This is a genomic window from Lysobacter sp. CFH 32150, assembly GCF_022758295.1.
GTDB lineage: Bacteria > Pseudomonadota > Gammaproteobacteria > Xanthomonadales > Xanthomonadaceae > CFH-32150.
Genome location: NZ_JALDWJ010000001.1, coordinates 419,157 through 440,961 on the forward strand (window position 1 = coordinate 419,157; position 21,805 = coordinate 440,961).

Sequence of the window (21,805 nt, forward strand, 5' to 3'; positions counted from 1 at the left end):
GCGCGGCACAAGTGATTGGTCGGGCCTTGCAGCGAGCTCCTATGCTGAGGGCGGACGCCTGCAACCGGCGTGCGTCCTCCGCATCCACAGGAGCATCCATGGCAGCACCTACATTGCAGGCGTCGGCTCAGGCGTTGCCCTCCGGCGTGCCCGCCTATCGTTCGGCGCTGACGCTGCTGGCCTCGCTGTTCTTCATGTGGGGATTCATCACGGTCATCAACAACACGCTGCTGCCGCACCTGCGCAGCGTGTTCGACCTGGACTACACGCGGACCACGCTGATCGAATCGGTCTGGTTCATCGCCTACTTCGTCGCGTCGCTGCCTTCGGCCTGGCTGATCGAACGGATCGGTTACCAGCGCGCGCTGGTGACCGGACTGGTGATCATGGCGGCGGGGGCGCTCGGGATGGTCCCGGCGGCGCAGATGCCTTCGTATGCGATCACCGTGGCGTCGCTGTTCGTCATCGCCTGCGGCATCACGCTGCTGCAGGTCGCGGCCAATCCGTACGTGGCGGTGATCGGCCCACCGGAGACGGCCTCGTCGCGGCTCAACTTCGTGCAGGCGTTCAATTCCTTCGGAACCACGTTGGCGCCGCTGTTCGGGGGCTATCTGATCCTCGGCCGCACCGCCGCCGGCACGGCCAGTGCCGACACCGTGCTGACGCAGGCCGAGCGCCTGGCCGATGCGCAATCGGTGCAGTTGCCCTATCTGATCGTCGCGGCGGTGCTGGTGGTGCTGGCGATCGTGATCGCACGCTACCGGCTGCCGGCGCTCGGCGGCGCCACGCAGCGTCATGCTCGCGAGGAGCGCGCGCGCCATTCGCTGTGGTCGCACCGCAACCTGGTGCTCGGCATCCCTGCGATCTTCATCTACCTCATCGCGGAGATCGGCGTCTCCAACCTGTTCATCAATTTCGTGGCGCAGCCGGACATCGGCAACCTCACCCACGAGCAGGCATCGCACTACCTGTTCCTGCTGTGGGGCGGAATGATGGTGGGGCGCTTCGCCGGCAGCTTCCTGATGCGCAGCGTCGCGCCGGAGCATGTGTTGGCGCTGTTCTCGATCGGCGCGTTCGTGGCGATGCTGGTGACGGTCTTCGCCACGGGTCCCCTGGCGATGTGGTCGCTGATCTCGGTGGGGTTGTTCCACTCGATCATGTTCCCGACCATCTTCACCCTTGGCATCCGCGGCCTGGGCCCGCTGACCGAGGAAGGCTCGGGCCTGCTGGTGATGGCGATCGCCGGCGGCGCGCTGGTGGTCGTGCAGGGTTGGCTGGCGGATCGCTACGGCCTGCAGCTCTCGTTCCTGCTCACCGCAGCCTGCGAGCTGTACGTGCTGTTCTATGCGCTGTGGGGCGCAAAGCCGTCGCCCGCTGCATCGGTAGCCGCGCAGCCCGCATAACCACTTCGCTGCCGGCAGGTTTGCGGTTACGCCGAGGGCGGCTTGCCGTGGCACGGACTAATTGCCTCCGTCGCCATTGATTGGCGGCCGTAAGCCGCTCCTGCGAACGATGAGACCGATGGCTGTTTAGCGTCTCAACGGTTCGCCGTCTAAACCCTTTGCTCGAAATCAGCACCCCATTCGCTGGTGCGCCTCGGATAACACTCACGACGCCTACCCCGTCTTCTCACGTGCTTGTCCGCTTTTCACCTGGGGGGGTTTCGTAATGACGCCATTCGCCCGTCGCCTAGCGTTAACCGTTGCCCTCCTCTCGGCCCCGCCCTTCGCGCTGGCCCAGGAGGCGCCCCCTGCCCCGACGGTCGCCGGCGCGCGGACCTATACCCCCGAGGACTTCACCCGCTATGCCCCGCGCAATGCGCTGGACATGCTGGAACAGGTGCCGGGGTTCGTGATCCGGGAGGCGGTGGAGGAGCGCGGGTTGGGCCAGGCGACGGGCAACGTGCTGGTGAATGGGCAGCGGTTGTCGGGCAAGTCCAACGATGTGCTGACGCAGTTGAGCCAGGTGCCGGCGGGCAACGTGGTGCGGATCGAGATCCGGGACGGGGCGACGCTCGACGTCCCCGGGTTGTCGGGCCAGGTGGCCAACGTGGTGACCAAGGCCGCGGGGATCAGCGGGCAATGGGAGTGGCGGCCGGACGTGCGCAAGTACTTCACCCATCCGCAGTACACGCGCGGGTCGGTGTCGATGAGCGGGACGAAGGGATCGGTCGACTACACGATCGGCCTGGACAACAGCGCCAACCACAGCGGCGCGGGCGGCGATACGAACATCTACAACGCCGACGGCAGCTTCCGCGAATACCGCTACGACGAATGGACCGGCGAAGTGGATCGGCCGAAGGTCAGCACGAAGCTGGCCTACAAGGGACCGACGGGCAACGTCGGCAACTTCAACGGGTCGTGGCAGAAGATCTACTTCGACTATGTCGAGGACGGCACGCGCACAGGGCCGGGATTGCCGGATCGCGTGCGCAGCGTGCGGTCGTGGGAAGGCGGCCACAACTACGAGTTGGGCGGCGATTACGAATTCGCGTTGGGCGCGGGCAAGTTGAAGTTCATCGCGTTGAACAGCTTCACGCATACGCCCACCGTCGACACGGTGGAGACGCGCTTCGCCGATGGTTCGCCCACGGAAGGTTTCCGTTTTGTGCGCGATGGCGAGTCGAAGGAACGCATCGCACGCGCCGAATACCGGTGGAAAGCCGGCGGCGACTGGCAGGTGTCGGGCGAGTACGCGTTCAACAGTCTGGACAGCGTGTCGGAATTGTTCGTGCTCGGCACCGATGGCGTGTATGCGCCGATCCCGCTGCCCGGTGGCACGGCGACGGTGCAGGAAGACCGTTATGAAGTGATGGGCACGTATGGGCGCCCGCTTTCGCCGAAGACCACGTTGCAGGTGAGCCTGGGTGGTGAGTACTCGAAGATGGAACAGGTGGGCGGTGGCGGACTGGTGCGTTCGTTCCGGCGTCCGAAAGGATTGATCTCACTGGCGTGGAAGGCGACGCCGAAGTTCGATCTGAATTTGAAGTTGCAGCGGCGCGTGGGGCAGCTGGATTTCTACGACTTCCTGGCGTCGGTGGACCTCAATGCGAACCAGTCCAATGCCGGCAATCCGGACCTGGTGCCGCCGCAGACTTCGGAACTGATCGTGGAAGCGAATCGCGACCTCGGCGCGTGGGGCAACACCAGCCTGCGCGTGTACGCGCAGCGCATCGACGACATCGTCGACACGATCCCGATCGGCGCCACCGGCGAGAGCCCGGGCAACATCGATCAGGCGCGGGTGTACGGACTGGAGTGGAAGGCGACGATCAACATGGATCCGATCGGCTGGCGCGGCGCGAAATTCACCGCGCTCCTGCAGCACGAGGACAGCAGCGTGACCGATCCGCTGACGGGCGAGGATCGCCCGATCAGCAACAACCTCAAGGACGCGGCGGAGCTGGCGTTGCGGCACGACATTCCCGATACGAACTGGGCGTGGGGCGGCGACCTCAGCTACTACTTCTCTGCGCGCGACTATCGCCTGACCGAAGTGGGCCGGCAGTGGGAAGGTCCGGTGTGGGGCGGGCTCTTCATCGAGCGCAAGAATCTGAAGGGGCTGACGCTGCGGTTCAGTGCCGCCAACCTGACCAATGCGATGAGCATGTGGCAGCGCACGGTGTACGTGGATCGACGCACCGGGCCGGTGGATTTCATCGAGAACCGCGACCGGAAGATCGGCCCGATTTTTTCGATGACGGTGTCGGGGAAGTTCTGAGGGCTGGCTTTCTGTGGGAGCGACGTAAGTCGCGATTGATTGTGGGAGCGACGTAAGTCTCGATTGTGGGGGCGAAGCATCGCGACTCACGTCGCTCCCACAGGTGCAGAGGTCCATCAGTTGCAGCCCCTGACGCCGGTTCATTGCAGCAACAGGTCGAATCGTCTGGGCTGGTGGAGATCGCGACTTACGTCACTCCCACAGGTGAAGGGGGCGTGGACGGTTTCGGGCACGTTCTGACCCGGGCTTGTCGATGGCGACGCTGTGTGGCGCACCCTCGCCCCAGCTCCCGTTCCTTCAGCTATCCAAACCGCCAGGCGGCATATGGCGGCCGATGGGTGCCCTAGGTGGAATGAGACTTGCGTCACAGTATGCAAGGCACAGGGTGTCGGCCCCGACGGGGTCGGCTGAAGCGTCAAACAGGGGGACACCATGAAGCTCACGACCACGGCCCAGGGCCGGCGGTGGCTGGTCGCCATCACCTCGGCGATCGCTTTCGCTGCGGCTACTCCGGTATTTGCGCAGCAGAGCCAGAATCAGCAATGCGGCCAGCACCAAGGCGCCGATATCCAAGGTGGGGCGGTTCGAGCCAATGTCCCGGACTTCGATGCTGTCGCGGGCGGGGGCTACGTGCCCCATGTCGAAACGTTCACTACGGGCGGATCGTCGAAGCCGTCGGCAGGCCCCGGCGTGACCTACAGCTGGTCGCAAGGCGCCGGTGAAACCGCTGGCACGTTCTCCGCCACCACCGGCACATCGACCTTGTTCACGGTGCCGGACGTCGGCCCCGCCGGTGAAGAACTCACCGTGACACTGACGATCACCAGCACGCTCTCCTCCTGCCCTGGCGTCTGGACGGATACGGTGCGAGTGCAGGTCATCGATTTCTACACCGTCGTTGCCAACGTCGCACCCATTGCGGTGGCCACGGCAACGCCGGACACCGTCGACGAAGGCGTGCCGGTCACGCTGAGCGCAGCCGGCTCGAACGATCCGGACGGCGATCCGCTGACGTACAGTTGGGTGCAGACCGACGGTGTTCCCGTTTCGCTCGCTGGCGCCAACACGGACACCGCCACGTTCACCGCGCCGAACACCGCATACCCGTCCGGCGACACGCTCCAGTTCGAACTGACCGTGTCCGACGGCACCTTCAGCGATGTCGCGCCGGTCACGGTGAACGTCACCTGGGTCAACGACTCGCCCGTCGCAGCGCTGTCGTGCCCGCCCTCGGTGAATGAGCGCGCCAACCTCTACCTCGACGGCAGCGCGTCGTCGGATGGCGACGACGGCATCGCGTCCTATGTATGGACCGGTGGCTGGTCGACGCTGGACCTGAGCGGTTACACGGCGAATGCGATCAACGTGGAGGCCAAGACCCTCGGGTTCCATGAGTGGCCGTTCTTCACGTTCACGCTGACCACCACCGATGCGAGCGGTGCCTACACGTTCGAGGATTGCATGGTCGAAATCCTCGACGTCACGGCTCCCGAGATCGTCGTTCCGCAGGCGGCCATCGCCGGGGATCCGGACATCGTCCAGGAAGCGGATTCCGCAGCCGGCGCCGAAATCCTGTACGAGCTGCAGGTATCGGCGATGGACAACTTCGATGGCCATCTGAACTATGGCTCGGCGTCCTTCGCCTGCGCACCGGCATCGGGCACCGTGTTCCCGCTGGGCAGCGCGCCCGCACAGGGAACGACGACAGAAGTGACTTGCACGGCGACCGATTCGGCCGGCAATTCGTCGAACGCCAGCTTCGATGTCAGGGTCCAAGACACCACTGCACCGGCCATCACCGTGCCGGCATCGATCGCGGTTGAGGCCATCGGTCCCGATGGCGCTCCCGTCGATTACGGCGTCGTTCCGACGCTGGATGCGGTGGATGGCGCGGGCACTGCAGTGTGCACACCAGCCTCGGGGACTGTCTTCCAGGTAGGCGTGACCCAAGTCGACTGCGAGGCCGAGGACGCGCGTGGAAACAATGGCACGGCGAGCTTCGAGGTAGCGGTGCACGACACGACGCCGCCCGAGATCACCGTGCCGGATCCCATCACCGCGGAAGCCACTTCCGCGCAGGGTGCGCCGGTGACGTTCAGCGTCTCGGCATTCGATCTGGTCGATGAAGTCGTGGCCGTGACCTGCGACAAGCAGTCCGGCGATACCTTCCCGCTCGGCACCACGACCGTGCAGTGCAGCGCGCACGACTCGGCAGTGCGCCTGGGTTTCCCCGATGGCAACGTCGCGACTGCAAGTTTCACCGTCACCGTCGTGGATACCACGCCGCCTGACCTGAGCCTGCCAGGCAACATGATCGAAGAAGCGACTTCTTCGGGTGGCGCTGTGGTGACCTTTGTCGCCACCGCCGATGATCTCGTCGATGGCAACGTCGCGGTGACATGCGTTCCCGCTTCCGGCAGCCTGTTTGCACTCGGCGTGACGCCGGTGAATTGCAGTGCGACGGATGCTGCCGGCAACACTGCGACAGGCAGCTTCAACATCACGGTGCAGGACACCACGCCACCGGCGTTGACCTTGCCGGCCAACCCGGTTGTCGAGGCCACTTCGGCCGCTGGTGCGGTGGTGAACTTCGTCGCCTCTGCGCTGGACATCGTCGACGGCAACGTGAGCGTCACCTGTGTGCCGACGTCGGGCAGCACCTTCGCGCTGGCTCCCGCCCCGACTAAGGCCAACATCACCGCGGTCGACTGTTCGGCCACCGATGCAGCCGGCAACACGGCACATGGCAGCTTCAACGTCACCGTGCAGGACACGACGGCACCATCGATCGACCAGCCCGCTGACATCGGACCGATCGACGCTACCGGACCCGACGGCGCGATTGCTACGTTCGACAACCCCGCGACGCATGACGTGGTGGACGGCGATGGTGTTGCCGATTGCGATCACACGTCCGGCACCTTGTTCCCGCTGGGCACGACCACGGTGACATGCACCGCGACGGACGCCCGCGGCAACGCGGCCACGCCTGTCACCTTCACGGTGACGGTGCATTACCCGTGGAACGGCTTCTTCCGCCCGATCGACAACCTGCCGACGGTGAACAGCGCCAAGGCCGGTAGTGCGATCCCGGTGAAGTTCAACCTGGGTGGCAACATGGGTCTGGCGATCTTCGCGCAAGGCTATCCGCGCGTCGTGCTGATGCAATGCACGAGCGGCGCGCTGGAAGACGTCATCGAGGAGACGGTGACCGCAGGCAGCAGCACGCTCACCTATGACGCCGCGGCGCAGCAGTACATCTATGTCTGGAAGAGCGACAAGTTGTGGGCCGGCAGCTGCCGCCAACTGCAGCTAAAGCTTGCCGACGGGACGGTGCATGCGGCGAACTTCAAGTTCACGAAGTAACGCGGCGAGTCACTGCAACAGAGAAGGCCTGGTCCACGGACCAGGCCTTTTTCTTTGATGTGCCACGGGGCGCCTGGCATCTGTTCTGTGGGAGCGACGTAAGTCGCGATGCTTCGCTCCCACAATCGCGACTTACGTCGCTCCCACAAAAGCAAAAGCCTGCGTGGGGGCCTCACTTCATCCGCGTGTCAGTGGCGATCCAGTTCACTTCCCAGGTCTTGCCGCCGTCGTCGGAGAACGCTTGTTCGAAACGGATCGTGTTGTCGTCGATCGGGATGATCACGAACCGGACGAGGACGGCGCGGCCGTTGAATTCTTCCTGGTTGTAGAACTCGCCGCGGCCATTCTTGAACTCGCCGATCGTGGGTGGCCCCATGGTGCCCACTCGAGCATTGGAGAAATTGAGGCTCCATTGCCGCGATTGCGGGTTGTAGAGGCGCAGGTTGAGGCCTTCGAAATGGCCGGCTGGGCCGTCCGCGGTGAGTTCGACCAGATTGGCGCGGCCGTTCCAGACCTTGCGGACCGTGGTGATGCCTTCGTACTCGGTCCACTCGCTCGATCCCGACAAGGGGTGGACGAGGCGCTTCAGGTGGGTCTTCCAGGTGCCGATTTCGAAATCGAAGTCGTGTTGTCCATCGCGCAATGCCTGGGCTGGTTTCATCGTGGTCGCGTCCGTCGCTTGTTGGGCCAACACCGGCAATGCGGGCGCGATGCCCAGCAGGCAGGCCAGGAGTCCGGATGGAAACGCGTTGTTACGGTTCGGCATGGCATCCTCGCTACGAGCGACTGCCGACCACCGTAGAGGCCCTCGATGTCCAGTCACAAGAACGCACTTCAAGGTGCGTACCCCCGGCCAGCGCGACGCAATCCGCTGGTCGACTGCCCACTGACTGCCGCGTTTGCTGCCGTTGGCGGCAAATGGAAGCTGACGATCATTTATTGGTTGGCGCACGAGGAGCATCACTTCTCCGGGCTGCTGCGCCGGGTCGCGCCGATTTCGCACAAGGTGTTGACCGAGCAGCTGCGGGAACTCGAAGCGGACGGGATCGTGGAGCGGACGGCGTTGGGGCCGGTGCCGATGCCGGTTTGCTATCGCCTCACTGATTACGGCTGCACTGTGCTGCCGTTGGTTGAGAACGTTCGCGTGTGGGGAGTGCAGCACTTGCAACGGGTGCGTGGAGACGACGCTAGCGCGGCTTCGGCGCTGAGTTGTTCGGGGGCCATTGAATCATTTGGGTCGGCGGAGATCGCGACTTACGTCGCTCCCACAGGGGGACGGCGCTGAGCTGTTCTGGGACGATTCAATCATCTGGGTTGGTGGGATCGCGACTTACGTCGCTCCCACAGGGGAGGGCGGCGCTGAGCTGTTCTGGGGCGATTCAATCATTTGGTTGGAGAGGATCGCGACTTACGTCGCTCCCACAGGGGCTCCCACAGGGGCTCCCACAGGGGCTCCCACAGGGGGTGTGCTATTGCACCACCCCATGTGTTGGCAGATGTTGTCGGCCGCGCGCTATGGCTCGTTCACCCAGCGCCCGTAACGCACGTCGTCCCTCATCTCCAGTTCGTCGCCATAGGCCGGGTGTTCCGCGAACGTCATCACCCGTGCCGGATACAGCGCCGGTTGGCCCGGCTCGGGACGCGGCGGGATCGACAAGCCCAGCGTCGCGATCTGCGGGTCGAACAGGTGGCCGGAAGTGTCCTTCGCTTCGTACACCAGCTTGACGCTGAAGACCTTCGAACCCCCGAACCAGATCGGCGCCAGCGCGTCGGTCACGCTGTGGAAGCGCGTGGTGCCGAAGCACATCCGCGGCTTCGCGAGCTGCTTCTCGTCCGGCACGCGATCAGGTTGGCCCATCTGCGCGTAGCGCTTGCGCAAGAGGGCGAGGAACTCGGGATCCGGCGCCACCCGGTATGCGCTTTCGCCCAGCGGCGACAGTACGTACTCGACGTAGTTTTCGACCGGGCCATCGACGACGCGGCGCTCCAGCAATCCGGCGGCGTGCAATGCCTGACAGCGATCGCATCCTTTGTGTTCGCGATCGTTGCGGTAGGGAAACGGGCCGGCCTCGATGCACAGCGGTTCGTACGCGATCAGCCCTTCATCAACGGCCTCGCGCACGCGGGCCAACTTTTCGTCCGGCAAGGACATGCCACCGCCGCCGCACCCGGCCAGCATCAGCAACGCAGCCAGGAACATTCCGTTGCAGCGTGTCATGGGGAGGCTCCGAAATGTTCGTCGGTCAGCACGGCCGTGGGCCGGTCGTGTGTTTTCGCGATCCCGCCGTCGCCAAGCGCGCCGCTGCCATTGCTGCCCCAGGCGTAGGACTCTCCCGACGCGGTCAAGGCGATGCCCGCGCCGTAAGTGGCGGCGACGGCGAGCCAGCGGTGCGAGTCATCGATCAGTGCCGGGTGGTGCTCGGACCCCTCGTCACCCAATCCCAACTCATGATCCAGATTGCGGCCCCAGCCCCAGAGCGAACCATCCCGCGCGATGCCAAGCGAAAACGAATGACTGACCGCTACCGTCGCCCACGGCCCACCGGGAACCGGCTGCAGCGACGTCGCCTTCCACGCGTCCCGATTGCGGTAGTGGTAGTCCGGTTCGCCCACGCCGAGCTCGCCGAACGAATTGAAGCCATAACCATGCAGGCGGCCCTGATCGTCCAGCGCGAAGACCTGGCTGGCGTTCTCGCGGCAATACACCTGGCGCAAGCGGCCTCCCGCCGACAGCACCTGCATGTCGGTGCGCTCGCCCTGGTCAGGACCCTGCCTGCCGGTGCGGCCGTGGAGGTGCGCCGTGCGCCATAGCTGGCCGGACTCGTCGATGGCATGCAGTCGCGAGCCCTCCAGGCAGGCGTCGACGAAACGCGTGCCGGGCTTCAGCTGGTGCGGCGCGCGCAACATCAGTGCCGTCGTCACTTGCGAAGTCTGGTCTTCAAGGCCTTCGTCCTGCCAGTACCACAGGCTGCCATCGGCACGAATGCCCGCACCCACGCCCCAGGTCTCGAACACCTTCTTCCAGCGCAGGTCGGGCGCAACGGGCATCGGCTTGGGCAACGCGTTGGCCGCCGCGCCGTCAAGCACATCGTCGATGCTCCAGCGCCACAGCGTTCCGCTTGCGTGGAGCGCGTAGATCGCACGCGAACCGGCACTGACCTGGCGATAGCCCTCGCCTTCGAGCAACAACCGTGGACGTTTGCTCGTGCTCAACGGAGCCACCTCACCCCCACGTCGCCGCGCCGAGCCCCAGCCGAAGACGCGTCCGCGTCCGTCCAGTGCCAGCACGTAGGACTCGCCTGCGGCAAGCGCATCAGGCTGCGCCTCCACCGTCGGACGGTACGCACGACTCTCCCCTTTCTTCGCCGGGCTCAAGACCACGAACCCCAAAACTGCCACTGCGGCCGTGAGGCCGAGCATGATCCATCGCATCGTTGTCCCCTGAGCAACGCTTGTATTTCGTCGATCAGTTTGAACCAACGTGGGGTTCGCCGACTAGCGCGGAGACGCGGCGATAAAAAAAGGGCGCGGCATTTGCCGCGCCCAAAATACTGACAACGATTAGATCAGGGCGCCAATTCCCACACCGCGCGGCCGAACGTCGCCGCACGCACCAGCGAAGCATCGCTGGCCACGTACAGGTCGGTGACGTTGACCAGCGGCAGGCCTGCGCCGAAGCGGGTCCAGGTCGTGCCGGCGTCAGTCGAGGTGTACACGCCGAGATGGGTCGCGGCATACAGCGTGGTGCGGGTCACCGGATCGACCACGATCGAGTTCACCGGAATGCCCGTGGGGAAACCGCCGCCGTCGATCGCCGTCCAGCTGGCGCCGAAGTTGTTGGACTTCCACAGATGGTTTTTGGTCTGGTCCGGCGCAACCGAAGCAACGTAGATCGTGTTGCTGTCGGTCGGGTCGAACGCGATCCAGCTCAGGCTCAAGCCGTTGTTCGGCAGCGTCGCGGCCGGTGCCGCCCAGCTCGAACCACCGTTGGTCGACAGGAACACGCGACCCGAATTGGCCACGACGCCAATCACGCTGCTGCTGCTCGGCGCCGCGGCGACGCCACGCAGGAACAGGCTGGTGGTGGGCAGGCCAGTGACGCCCAGCGCCGTCCACGAACCGGCGTAGTTGGTGGTCTTGTACACCTTGGTGTTGCTGTAGGTGTACAGCGTGTTGCCGGCGGCGTCGCCAGCCCAGCGCGACAGCACGGTGATGAACGGCGCAGTGCTCGAGTTGTTGCACTCGGTGATGCCCGAGCAGGCACTGCTGAAGTTCAGGCCACCGTCGGTGCTCTTGTAGATGCGCGAGTAGTACAGGCTGCCGAGCATCTGGTTGGCATTCGACTGGTTGACGTCGCAACCGAAGCCGTCGCCGCCGATCTCCTGGTTGTACACGCTGGTGCTGCTCTCGCGCACGCGGGTGCCGTTGTCCTGCAGCCCGACCACCACCGCGTTGCGATTGGCGAGGGACGAACCGACCTGGTAGATCAGGTGCGACGCGATGCCTTCGTTGAGGGCTGCGCTCCAGGTGGTGCCGCCGTTGGCGGTGTAGAAAATGCCGCCGTCGGTACCCATGTAGAGCGTGCCGTTGCTGGCGAAATGCGCGGCATGCAGGTCGGCATGCACGTACGGCAGGTTGAACTGGGCCAACCAGTTCGACACCTGGCGGTACGTGCTGCCGCCGTCGGTGGTTTTGGCCATCACCAGCGCGCCGCCAAAATACACTGTGTTGGTGTTGGTCGGATCGACGATGATCATCTGGTCGTACCAGCCCTGGCCATTGAAGAGCGTCTGTAGCGTGCTCTGCTCGGTGTTCTTGTTGGCGTAACTCTTGAAGGTGGTGCGACCGCCCTTCCTGGACGTGCCGACGCCGAGCCAGGTGGCGCCGCCGTCGCTGGACTTGAACAGGTTGGCGAACTGGGAGGCGTCGTTGGCGGCCAGTGCGTACATCACGTTCCGGTTGGACGGGGCCGAGGTCACGGTGACGCGGGAGATGCCGCTGGCATCAGTTATGCCGGTTCCCTTGGTCCAGGTTGCGCCATTGTCGGCCGAGCGCCAGACCTGGCCATCGGTAGCGGTGGCACTGGGACTTGCTTCGAGGCTGAGCACGAAGTTGCTGCCACCGCCCCATGCGATCGACCACACGTACGGCTTCTCGGTCGAACCCGTTGCGATGCTGGTCGCGGCAAACGTCGCGCCTGCATCAGTCGAGCGGTACAGCCCCTTGTTTGTCGCCACCAGCACGATGTTGGTATTGCCCGGTGCCACGGCGATGTCCGGGATCACGGATGCGTCGCCCAGCACGACTGGATCAGACCACGTGTTCGCGCCATCGGTCGACTTGACCAGGCCGATGCCCGTGCCATCGAACGGATCGCCAAGGCCGAGATACAACACGCCGGCGTTGCTCGGATCCATTTCCAGCGAGCCCACCGACAGCGAACCCAGCGTTTCGGTCTTCGCATTCCAGAACGCGCCACCATCGGTCGACTTCCACACGCCGCCACCAGAGAAGGCAACGTAGATGGTGTCGGGGTTGGCCGGATCGGTCACGATGTTGCGTACGCGGCCGGTGTCGCTGGCATTGTTGATGGTGGTGCCGCCGTTCTGCAAATAGTTCGCTTTGGTTGGACCGATATTGGTCCAGGTCGTACCCACGGCGGCGATCGACACGGTTGGATCGATCGCTGTCGCCGAAGTGCTGCTGCCCGGCATCAGCGTGCGATAACGCTGGCGCTCGCGCTTGGCCGCGTCCTGCATGAAACGCTCGTACCTCTGCGTCCACAGCGGCTTCTTGTTCTTGTGCAACTTCTTCTGATTGCCGCGATCGGCATAGGTTTCGTTGTACCACTCGTCCATGGCCTGACGACGCGCCGTGGCGTTGTCGCGCTCACGCGCGGCGCCGGGCCCGGACAGGCCAACCAGCGCGGTCAGCAACGCGCTAGCCAGCAATGGCCAGCGTTTGTGTTTGTGGATCATCTGTTTCCCCCTCGCAAATGCGAAATAAGCCGCGGAAGCGGCAGTCGGATACAACAGTGCCGCGCTCACGGGGATGGCCCATTGGCGCGGCACGCGGAACCTAGCCACCTTTGACTGGCATTGCATCCCGCATTGCACCATCCGCGAACTAATAAGCACGTGCAGTGCAGGTCTTAACTCACTGATGGCGCTTACAAATCAGGCGTGCCTGATAACTGAAGTGGGAAAGAGCACATGACCATTCGTTATTTACCTACGTGGGTCGAGTTTCCTTGATGCGGTTAAAGCCGTTATATGTACGCGTCCGTATCCATCGTGGAATTCCCATCATGTTGCGAAGACTGCAGGCCTGTTTACTGACCGTCGTCTTTGCAGCGGCAAGCGCCCATGCTGCCAAACCGGCTCCTATCAAGCCGGCCGCCACCGTACGCGTGGCGTTCGACCGCGAAGGCATTACCGCGATCGACGTCGATGGCTTCGCCGACGTGGCCAGCGGTCGCAAGGTCAGTGCCGGCGATCCAGTGCGGGTCGCGTCGATCTCCAAGCTGGTCACCGCGATCGGCGTGATGCGATTAGTGGAAGACGGCAAGCTCGATCTCGATGCGGACGTGTCGGAGCTGCTGGGCTGGTCGCTGCGGCATCCCGCCTTTCCGGACCAACCGATCACGTTGCGACTGCTGTTGTCGCACCGCTCCAGCCTGACGGATGCGGCCGGCTATTACGCGGTGCCGCTGGGCGGACAATTGCGCAGCATCCTCGACGATCCGCGTGCGTGGGATAGCGCGCACGCACCCGGCACATATTTTCGTTACACCAACCTCAACTTCCCGTTGGTGGCGATGGTGATGGAGCGCGCCACCGGCGAGCGTTTCGATCGGTTGATGCATCGCCTGGTGTTGCAGCCTCTGGGCATCGAAGGCTGCTTCAACTGGGATGCGTGCAGCGAGGCCACAGCCGCGCGCGCCGTGGTGTTGTACGACACCGAGGGCAAGCCGGTGCGCGACGACAATCTTGGTCGCAAGCCGGATTGTCCGGTGGTGATCGCAAGCGATGGCAACTGCGACCTGTCGCGCTGGCGCGCTGGCGACAACGGTGCGCTGTTCTCGCCGCAGGGCGGACTGCGCATCTCCGCCAATGGGTTGGCGAGGATCGGACAGTTGCTGCTCGGCGACGGCAGTGTCGATGGCATGCGTCTGCTGCAACCGGCTTCGGTGCAGACGCTGGTGCAACCGTTGTGGACCTATGCGCCCGAGACCGGCATGACGTTCGAGGAAGACAGCGGGCCGGATCGGGGTTTCTTCTGTCGCTACGGATTGGCGACGCAAACTCTGGCCACTAAGCGCGAAGGCTGTCGCGACGATCCGTTCGGCGACGGCGTGGCGCGCGTCGGTCATTCCGGTTCGGCCTACGGCTTGTTGTCGGGTCTGTGGGTCGATCGTGAAGCCGGCACCGGCTTGGTCTATTTCGCTACAGGGATGCCAGGGGAACGCTCGGGCGGACGTTCGGCTTTCAGTGCGGTCGAGGAGCAGTTGACGCTCGGTCGATAAGATCGCGAGAGTTTTACGCGCTCACTCAGGCAACCCCGCCAGCCGCAGCGCATCGGCCAGGTGCGCGGCGTCGGCTGGGTTTTTGAAGGGTTCTCTCGCCATCCAGTGTCGGATCGAGAAATCCGGCTTCAACGCCATGCATTCAGCGGCGTCGCGGCGGGCCAGCTCGATATTCCCCAGTCGGGCATGGCAACCCGCCCGCAGGGCGGCGATGCGATAGACCCGCGTGGGGCAGCGGTCGAACTTCGCCAGCGCCTCTTCGTACCGGTGCAGGACCATGTAGGCCTGGCCGTACGCGCGCCAGTACCAGGGCTCTTCGAAATAGGGATCGATTTCCCGGGCGCGCTTGAACCAGGTCAGGGCCTCTTCTGCCTGGCCGAGATAGATGAGCATGAGGCCCATATCGGCCATGTTCCATTGGTTGGTCGGATTGAGCTCGACGGCGCGCCGGATGTATTGCTGCGTCAGGTCAAACGAGCGTCGTAGCAGGCAGACGTAGGCCAGGATGGAGAAACAGGTGCTTTCGTTTTCGTCGAGTTCGACCGCACGCTTGGCCAGGGTGTAGGCCTCCTGCAGCGCGGCGTCGGAGTCACTCGACTCGTGGTACCACTGCCCGTAACGCATTGCGGCCAGCAGCGCATAGGCAAAGCCATAGTCCGGATCGATTTCGATGGCCTTCTCGAACAATCGCGCTGCTTCCGCGGCGCCTTCCGGGTCGTCCCAAGGCAATGCGTTGCCCCGCAGGACGCACTCGTAGGCGGCCAGGCTCGCCGGAGGTTTGCGGCGTGCGCGTTCGACGTCGCACGCCTGGACCCGGCCCACCAGCGTGCTGACGATCGTCCGCACGACCTCGTCCTGCACGGTGAAGATCTCGGCGACGTCGCTGTCGAATTTCTCCGCCCAGATGTGGTTGCCGGTTTCGGTGTCGATCAGCTGCGCGGTGATGCGGATGCGATCGCCCATGCGCCGGACGCTGCCTTCGACGATGAAATGGACATGCAAGTCGCGCGCGACCTGCTGCATGTCGACCGCGACGCCGCGATAGCGGAACGAGGCCGAGCGCGACCGCACTGCCAACAGGCGCCAGCGCGAGAGCTCGGTGATGATGTCCTCGGTGATGCCGTCGCTGAAATAGTCCTGCTGAGGATCGCCGCTCATATTGGCGAAAGGCAGGACGCAGATCTCGACGCGGGCGGGTCCCGTGGTGGAAGCGGACGGGAGTTTCGGTTTCGCCGCTGCGTCGGACGACGGCGTGCGTTGACGCGCGATCAGGGTATCGAGCGCGTGCAGCATGTCCTGGACTTGCGGTCCTCGTGCGTGAGCGCTTGCCTCATCGAAGTCGATGGTCTGGAACGCGCGCACATCGATCGGCAGCGTCGCACCATCGAATCGCACCGGGACCAGGATGTCGCGGTCCGCCGCTTCGCGCGCTTCGCCACGCACCCAGCGGGACTCGACCGAATCCTTGGTCCAGACCACGAGCACGGCACCGGCGCTGGCGAGTTCGGCATCGATCAGGCGATCGAATTCCTGGCCGGGCGCGATCTCCGTATCCCACCAGACCGACCAGCCCTGGGATTCGATCGCGGCCACGAGCGGCGCGACACGCGCCTTGTCACGTCGGCAGTAGGAAACGAAGACGTCGGCCATGTCTGGTGGACCTCAACCGGGTCGGTCGCCGCCACCCCATCCGGCCCCCGGAGCATACGCCCGCCTGGATAAAGCGGAGGTCACATGACGCGCGTATTGGCACAGTTAGTGGATGCGCGCCAGGAGTGCCTGGAAGCGTGGTTCCGCGTGCAATGGCTCGAGGTCGCTGTCGTTTTCCATCCAGGCGCGATCGCCCCACCCCAGCTGGACGGCCTGTTCCAGCAGGTCGATCGCGCGCTCGTGCTCGCCCATGCCGGTGTAGAAGCAGGCGACGTTGTAGAGCACGACGGGTTCGTTCATGCCCTGCTGCATCGCCTGCTCCGCCATCGCCCTCGCCTTGTCCTTCTCGCCGATGCGGTACAGGTTCTGCGCGGCGAAATAGATCGCGCGGGTGTCATGCGGATTGAGCTTGAGGTGCCGCTCGAGCGTACCAAGGGCACCCAGGCGCACGCGCATTTCGTCCTGCTTGCGGCCGAGCGAGGCGTAGGCCATCGCGAGGAACATCGGCACCTGGAAGTCGGCAGGGTTGACCTCGGAAGCCTTGCTGTAGAGCTCTGCAGCCTTCTCGACCCGACCCTGCGACGAGGACGCCAGACCGTAGTAGTACCAGGCCTCGAACAGGTTGGGATTGCGGGCGATGGCGATCTCGAATTCGGCCTCGGCCTCGTCGTAGCGTTCGCTGATGAACAGCGCCATCCCGCGCGAAGCGTGCGCCTCGGCCGAGTCGCGATCGAGCACGACGGCCTGCTCGCTGGCACGAATGGCCTTCTCGACGTTGTCCGGCGTCGCCTCGACGTAGCGGTACATGTGCGAATAGGCGTCGGCGAGGCCAGCGTAGGCAAGCGCGTATTTGGAATCGAGGCTGATCGCCTGCTCGAACATGCGGATGGCGTGTTCGTAGTCGCGGCGGGCCATGGAATACATGTAGCGACGGCCACGCAGGTAGTAGTCATAGGCCTCGGGATCGCTGGTGGCGACCGACTGCATGGCGCGGCGCTCCTGCGGACTGAGCGTCACCTGCAGTGCCTTGACGATGCTCTGGGCGATGTCGTCCTGGATCGCGAACACATCCTTCATCTCGCGATCGTAGGTTTCCGACCACAGGTGCGAGTCGGAATCGGCCTCGATGAGCTGCGCGGTGATGCGCACGCGGTCGCCGGCGCGGCGGACACTGCCTTCGAGGATGGTGTTGACGCCAAGCTGGCGGGCGACGGTCGGGATGTCGATCTTCTCGCCCTTGAGGTTGAACGAGGATGTGCGCGAGGCGACCTTCAGCTGTGGCAGCTTGGTCAGCAGATTGAGGATCTCCTCCGAGATGCCGTCGCTAAAATATTCGTTCTCGACATCGCCGCTCATGTTGACGAACGGCAGCACCGCGATGGTGCGGCGACCTTCGTCCAACACGGACGGCTCGCGTGGCACTGGTGCCGGCTTTGGCGCCGTCGGCGGCGCGACCGTGGCGCGGCGTTCCTGTAGCGCTGGTCCTGGTGCCGGCGTGGATGTTGGCAATGCGGCCATGGGCGGATCGTCTGTCCCGACGGTGCGTTGCACGCCGCGCGGGCCGATGTCGAACATCCAACCCATGATGAAGGCAATCGGAAAGCCGAGCACGACGAGTGCGATCACCAGGGTGACAGTCCAGTCGGGCAAGTGCAGCCCGGGCAACATGGTCGAGGCGACCTCGATCACGACCCAACCGGCGATCGCATAGAACACCGCGACACGGATCACCCGCCGTCGGCGCAGCTCGGCGAAGAAGCCGAGCGACGGCGACTCATTGCCTGGTTCAGCCATGGGCGTCCTCCAGGGACTGCGCGCATGGTGAGCGCCATACCTCGACCGTGCAACCTTCGCGCCGGGGGAGTCCGGCAGGCTTACATGTTGCGGCGGTACTCCCCACCGACGTCGTACAGCGCGTGGCTGATCTGGCCGAGGGAATGCGTCTTCACCGCTTCCATCAACGCAGCGAACACGTTCTGGCGGTCACGGGCGGTTTTCTGGAGGTAGGCGAGGCCGGGGGCGTCGCCCTTCTGGGAAGAGCTCGCGACCGACGTCGCTCCCACGGGAAGATTGTTGCGGAGTTGCTGGAAGCGCTTGACGTTGTCGATCTGCTGGCCCTTCTCGCCTTCGGTGGAGCGGATCAGTTCGATCTCGGTGACGATGTCGCCGCCGTGTTCCTTGGCGAGGAAGGTGTTGACGCCGACCAGCGGCAGGCTGCCGTCGTGCTTCTTGTGTTCGTAGTACAGCGACTCTTCCTGGATCTTGCCGCGCTGGTACATGGTGTCCATGGCACCAAGCACGCCGCCGCGCTCGCTGATGGCTTCGAACTCCTTGTAGACGGCTTCTTCGACGATGTCGGTGAGCTTGTCGACGATGAAGCTGCCCTGCCAGGGGTTCTCGTTGAAATTGAGCCCCAGCTCCTTGTTGATGATCATCTGGATCGCGACGGCGCGACGCACGCTTTCTTCGGTCGGCGTGGTGATCGCTTCGTCGTAGGCGTTGGTGTGCAGACTGTTGCAGTTGTCGAACAATGCATACAGCGCCTGCAGCGTGGTACGGATGTCGTTGAACTGGATTTCCTGCGCGTGCAGGGAACGGCCGCTGGTCTGGATGTGGTACTTCATCATCTGGCTGCGCGCGTCGGCGTTGTAGCGCTCGCGCATCGCGCGGGCCCAGATGCGGCGGGCGACGCGACCGATGACGGTGTATTCCGGATCCATGCCGTTGCTGAAGAAGAACGACAGGTTGGGTGCGAAGTCGTCGATCTTCATCCCGCGCGCAAGGTAGTACTCGACGATGGTGAAGCCGTTGCTGAGGGTGAAGGCGAGCTGGCTGATCGGGTTCGCGCCGGCTTCGGCGATGTGGTAACCCGAGATCGACACCGAGTAGAAGTTGCGGACCTTGTTGTCGACGAAGAACTGCTGGATATCGCCCATCATGCGCAGGGCGAACTCGGTGCTGAAGATGCAGGTGTTCTGCGCCTGGTCTTCCTTGAGGATGTCGGCCTGCACGGTGCCGCGCACAGTGCTTAGCGTTTCGGTGCGGATGCGATTGTAGGTGTCGGCGTCGACGATCTGGTCGCCGGTCACGCCGAGCAAACCGAGGCCGAGGCCGTCGTTGCCTTCGGGCAGCATGCCGGCATACGCAGGACGCGGCTTGCCTTCGAAGAACGCTTCGATTTTGTTGTGCGCCTCTTCCCAACGCGCGGGATCGGCGCGCAGGTACTTTTCGACTTGTTGATCAACGGCGGTGTTCATGAACATCGCCAGGATCATCGGCGCGGGGCCGTTGATGGTCATCGACACTGAAGTCGTCGGCGAACACAGGTCGAAGCCGGAGTACAGCTTCTTCATATCATCGAGCGTGGCGATGTTAACGCCGGAATTGCCGACCTTGCCGTAGATGTCAGGACGCACGGCCGGGTCTTCGCCATACAGCGTGACGCTGTCGAACGCGGTGGACAGACGTGCGGCCGGTTGGCCGAGGCTGAGGTAATGGAAGCGGCGGTTGGTGCGCTCCGGCGTGCCCTCGCCCGCGAACATGCGGATGGGGTCTTCGCCGGTGCGGCGGTACGGATACACGCCGCCGGTGTAGGGGTAACTGCCCGGCAGGTTTTCTTTCTGCAGGAACACCAGCAGCTCGCCCCAGTTGTTGTAGGTGGGCGCGGCGATCTTCGGGATCTTCTGGTGCGACAGCGACTCGCGATAGTTCTCGACGCGGATCTTCTTGCCGCGGACTTCGTATTCGGTGACGTCGTCGGTGATCGACTTCAAACGCTGCGGCCATTCGCGCAGCAACTTGAGCGACTCGGACGAGAGCGCGTGGATGGCGTCGTTGTAGCGCTGGCGCAGGGTCTTGAGACTGCGATCATCGCCTTCGGTGACGGCGGCTATGTCATAGAGATCGAGCTGCTTCGGCAGCTTGGCATCGCCGAGTTCCTGCAACGTCAGCCAGAACGCCTGTGCGCGGTTCGCGGCTTCGGCCTGCTTGTCGATGCCTGCGTTGATGGCGCGGCCCTGCTCGGCGATTTCGGCGAGATAACGCACGCGGCTGCCGGGAATCAACACGGTGGCGCGCGGTTCCTTCAGCGTGGTGTCGATGTCGGGCGTCCACTTCTCGGCCGGCAGCGACAGCTTGTCGCGCAGCAGGCGGCAGAGGTTGGAGAACATCCAGCTGATGCCGGGATCGTTGAATTGCGAGGCGATGGTCGGATAGACCGGGACGTCCTCGTCCTTCATCTGGAAGGCGACGCGGTTGCGCTTCCACTGCTTGCGCACGTCGCGCAACGCGTCTTCAGCGCCGCGCTTGTCGAACTTGTTGAGGACGACGAGTTCGGCGTAGTCGAGCATGTCGATTTTCTCGAGCTGGCTCGGCGCACCAAAGTCGGAGGTCATCACGTACATCGGGAAGTCGACGAGGTCGACGATCTCGGAATCCGATTGGCCGATACCGGCGGTTTCGACGATCACCAGGTCGTAGCCGAGGCCCTTGAGGAAACCGATGCAGTCCTTGAGCACCACGTTGGTGGCGAGGTTCTGCCGACGCGTGGCCATCGAACGCATGTACACGCGATGGCTGCGCAGCGAGTTCATGCGGATGCGGTCGCCGAGCAGCGCGCCGCCCGTGCGGCGACGGGTCGGGTCGACCGAGATCACCGCCATGCGCATCTCGGGGAAATTGGCGAGGAAGCGATTCAACAGTTCATCGGTCACCGACGACTTGCCGGCGCCACCTGTGCCGGTGATGCCGATCACCGGCGTCTTGCCTCCGGATAGATGCCACTGCTTGCGCAGGTGGGCGAGTTCGGATTCGTCGAGCAGGCCCTCTTCGATCGACGAGAGCATGCGGCCGATGGCGATCTCGTCGTTGAGATCGACCTGGTGCGGTTTCTCCACCGGCAGGCGCGCGCCTTCGGCGCGACGCACGACGTCCTCGATCATCGCAACGAGGCCCATGTGCATGCCGTCGTTGGGGTGATAGATGCGCTCGACGCCGTAGGCTTGCAGCTCGCGGATTTCCTCCGGCGTGATCGTGCCACCGCCGCCGCCGAACACGCGGATGTGCGATGCGTTGCGCTCACGCAGCATGTCGACCATGTACTTGAAGTACTCGACGTGTCCGCCCTGGTACGACGACAGCGCGATGCCGTCGGCGTCTTCCTGCAGCGCGGCGCGCACGACGTCTTCGACCGAACGGTTGTGGCCGAGGTGCACGACTTCCGCGCCCTGCCCCTGGATCAACCGTCGCATGATGTTGATCGCCGCGTCGTGGCCATCGAACAGGCTGGCGGCGGTGACGAAGCGCAGCGGCGAAGTTTCGAGGGCAGCTGCGGGAACGCTGGCGGCGGGGGTGCTCATGGGGGGCACTCAATGCGAAAACAGGCGATAACGCATTGTAACGCGCACCTCACGACATCCTCTTGGCGATCAACATGTTGCGCCTGTAAACATGGCGGTTGCAGGTAGCAACAACGTAGTCGTCGTGTCATCCATCCGACTTGTCGTCACTGCCACCCAGTGCAGCGCACATCTCAAGCTGATG

12 protein-coding genes are annotated in these 21,805 nt (G+C 64.1%); 5 read left to right on the top strand and 7 right to left on the bottom strand.

The features are described from left to right. The first annotated feature begins 98 nt into the window (after nt 1-98). From MO486_RS01920 to MO486_RS01930, 3 genes are all read left to right on the top strand, one after another. A complete protein-coding gene (locus MO486_RS01920) occupies nt 99-1,403 on the top strand; it encodes a sugar MFS transporter (RefSeq protein ID WP_242904141.1) in 1,305 nt (434 codons plus the stop codon). 265 nt (nt 1,404-1,668) lie between these two features. After that, nucleotides 1,669-3,723, top strand: coding sequence for a TonB-dependent receptor plug domain-containing protein (locus MO486_RS01925; RefSeq protein ID WP_242904143.1), 2,055 nt, complete (start codon nt 1,669-1,671; stop codon nt 3,721-3,723). A gap of 432 nt (nt 3,724-4,155) precedes the next feature. Further along, nucleotides 4,156-7,089, top strand: coding sequence for an HYR domain-containing protein (locus MO486_RS01930; protein ID WP_242904144.1), 2,934 nt, complete (start codon nt 4,156-4,158; stop codon nt 7,087-7,089). Nucleotides 7,090-7,261: 172 nt separating this feature from the next. Here the strand turns inward: MO486_RS01930 and MO486_RS01935 are convergent, their stop codons facing one another. Next, nucleotides 7,262-7,855 carry a hypothetical protein gene (locus MO486_RS01935; protein ID WP_242904145.1) on the bottom strand — a complete coding sequence of 198 codons (594 nt, stop codon included), beginning with the start codon at nt 7,853-7,855 and terminating at the stop codon, nt 7,262-7,264. 45 nt (nt 7,856-7,900) lie between these two features. Between MO486_RS01935 and MO486_RS01940 the strand changes: the two genes are divergently transcribed. After that, the gene (locus MO486_RS01940; protein ID WP_242904146.1) at nt 7,901-8,374 is read left to right on the top strand and encodes a helix-turn-helix domain-containing protein; all 474 of its coding nucleotides are present in this window, start codon (nt 7,901-7,903) and stop codon (nt 8,372-8,374) included. Nucleotides 8,375-8,602: 228 nt separating this feature from the next. Here MO486_RS01940 and MO486_RS01945 read toward each other — a convergent pair whose 3' ends face one another. The 3 genes from MO486_RS01945 to MO486_RS01955 all read right to left on the bottom strand — a co-directional run bounded on the left by MO486_RS01945 (nt 8,603) and on the right by MO486_RS01955 (nt 13,067). Beyond that, nucleotides 8,603-9,307 (bottom strand): hypothetical protein, encoded by a 705-nt coding sequence (locus MO486_RS01945; RefSeq protein WP_242904147.1) that lies wholly within the window; start codon nt 9,305-9,307, stop codon nt 8,603-8,605. Then, nucleotides 9,304-10,521 carry a hypothetical protein gene (locus MO486_RS01950; protein WP_242904148.1) on the bottom strand — a complete coding sequence of 406 codons (1,218 nt, stop codon included), beginning with the start codon at nt 10,519-10,521 and terminating at the stop codon, nt 9,304-9,306. The genes MO486_RS01945 and MO486_RS01950 overlap by 4 nt, the downstream gene beginning before the upstream one ends. 134 nt (nt 10,522-10,655) lie before the next feature. Continuing rightward, nucleotides 10,656-13,067 carry a hypothetical protein gene (locus tag MO486_RS01955; protein ID WP_242904149.1) on the bottom strand — a complete coding sequence of 804 codons (2,412 nt, stop codon included), beginning with the start codon at nt 13,065-13,067 and terminating at the stop codon, nt 10,656-10,658. 329 nt (nt 13,068-13,396) lie between these two features. On the opposite strand from MO486_RS01955, the gene MO486_RS01960 reads away from it, so the two are divergent. Next, entirely contained in the window at nt 13,397-14,614 is a 1,218-nt protein-coding gene (locus tag MO486_RS01960; RefSeq protein ID WP_242904151.1) for a serine hydrolase domain-containing protein, read from the top strand. 21 nt (nt 14,615-14,635) lie between these two features. Here the strand turns inward: MO486_RS01960 and MO486_RS01965 are convergent, their stop codons facing one another. The 3 genes from MO486_RS01965 to MO486_RS01975 form a co-directional block, all read right to left on the bottom strand. Continuing rightward, nucleotides 14,636-16,264: a TIR domain-containing protein gene (locus MO486_RS01965; protein ID WP_242904153.1), complete on the bottom strand. Its 1,629-nt coding sequence runs from the start codon at nt 16,262-16,264 to the stop codon at nt 14,636-14,638. A 105-nt stretch (nt 16,265-16,369) separates the two neighbouring features. After that, a complete protein-coding gene (locus MO486_RS01970; RefSeq protein WP_242904154.1) occupies nt 16,370-18,058 on the bottom strand; it encodes a tetratricopeptide repeat protein in 1,689 nt (562 codons plus the stop codon). 80 nt (nt 18,059-18,138) lie between these two features. Further along, nucleotides 18,139-21,621, bottom strand: a complete 3,483-nt coding sequence (locus MO486_RS01975) for a methylmalonyl-CoA mutase family protein (protein WP_242904155.1) — start codon at nt 21,619-21,621, stop codon at nt 18,139-18,141. Between the last annotated feature and the right edge of the window lie 184 nt (nt 21,622-21,805).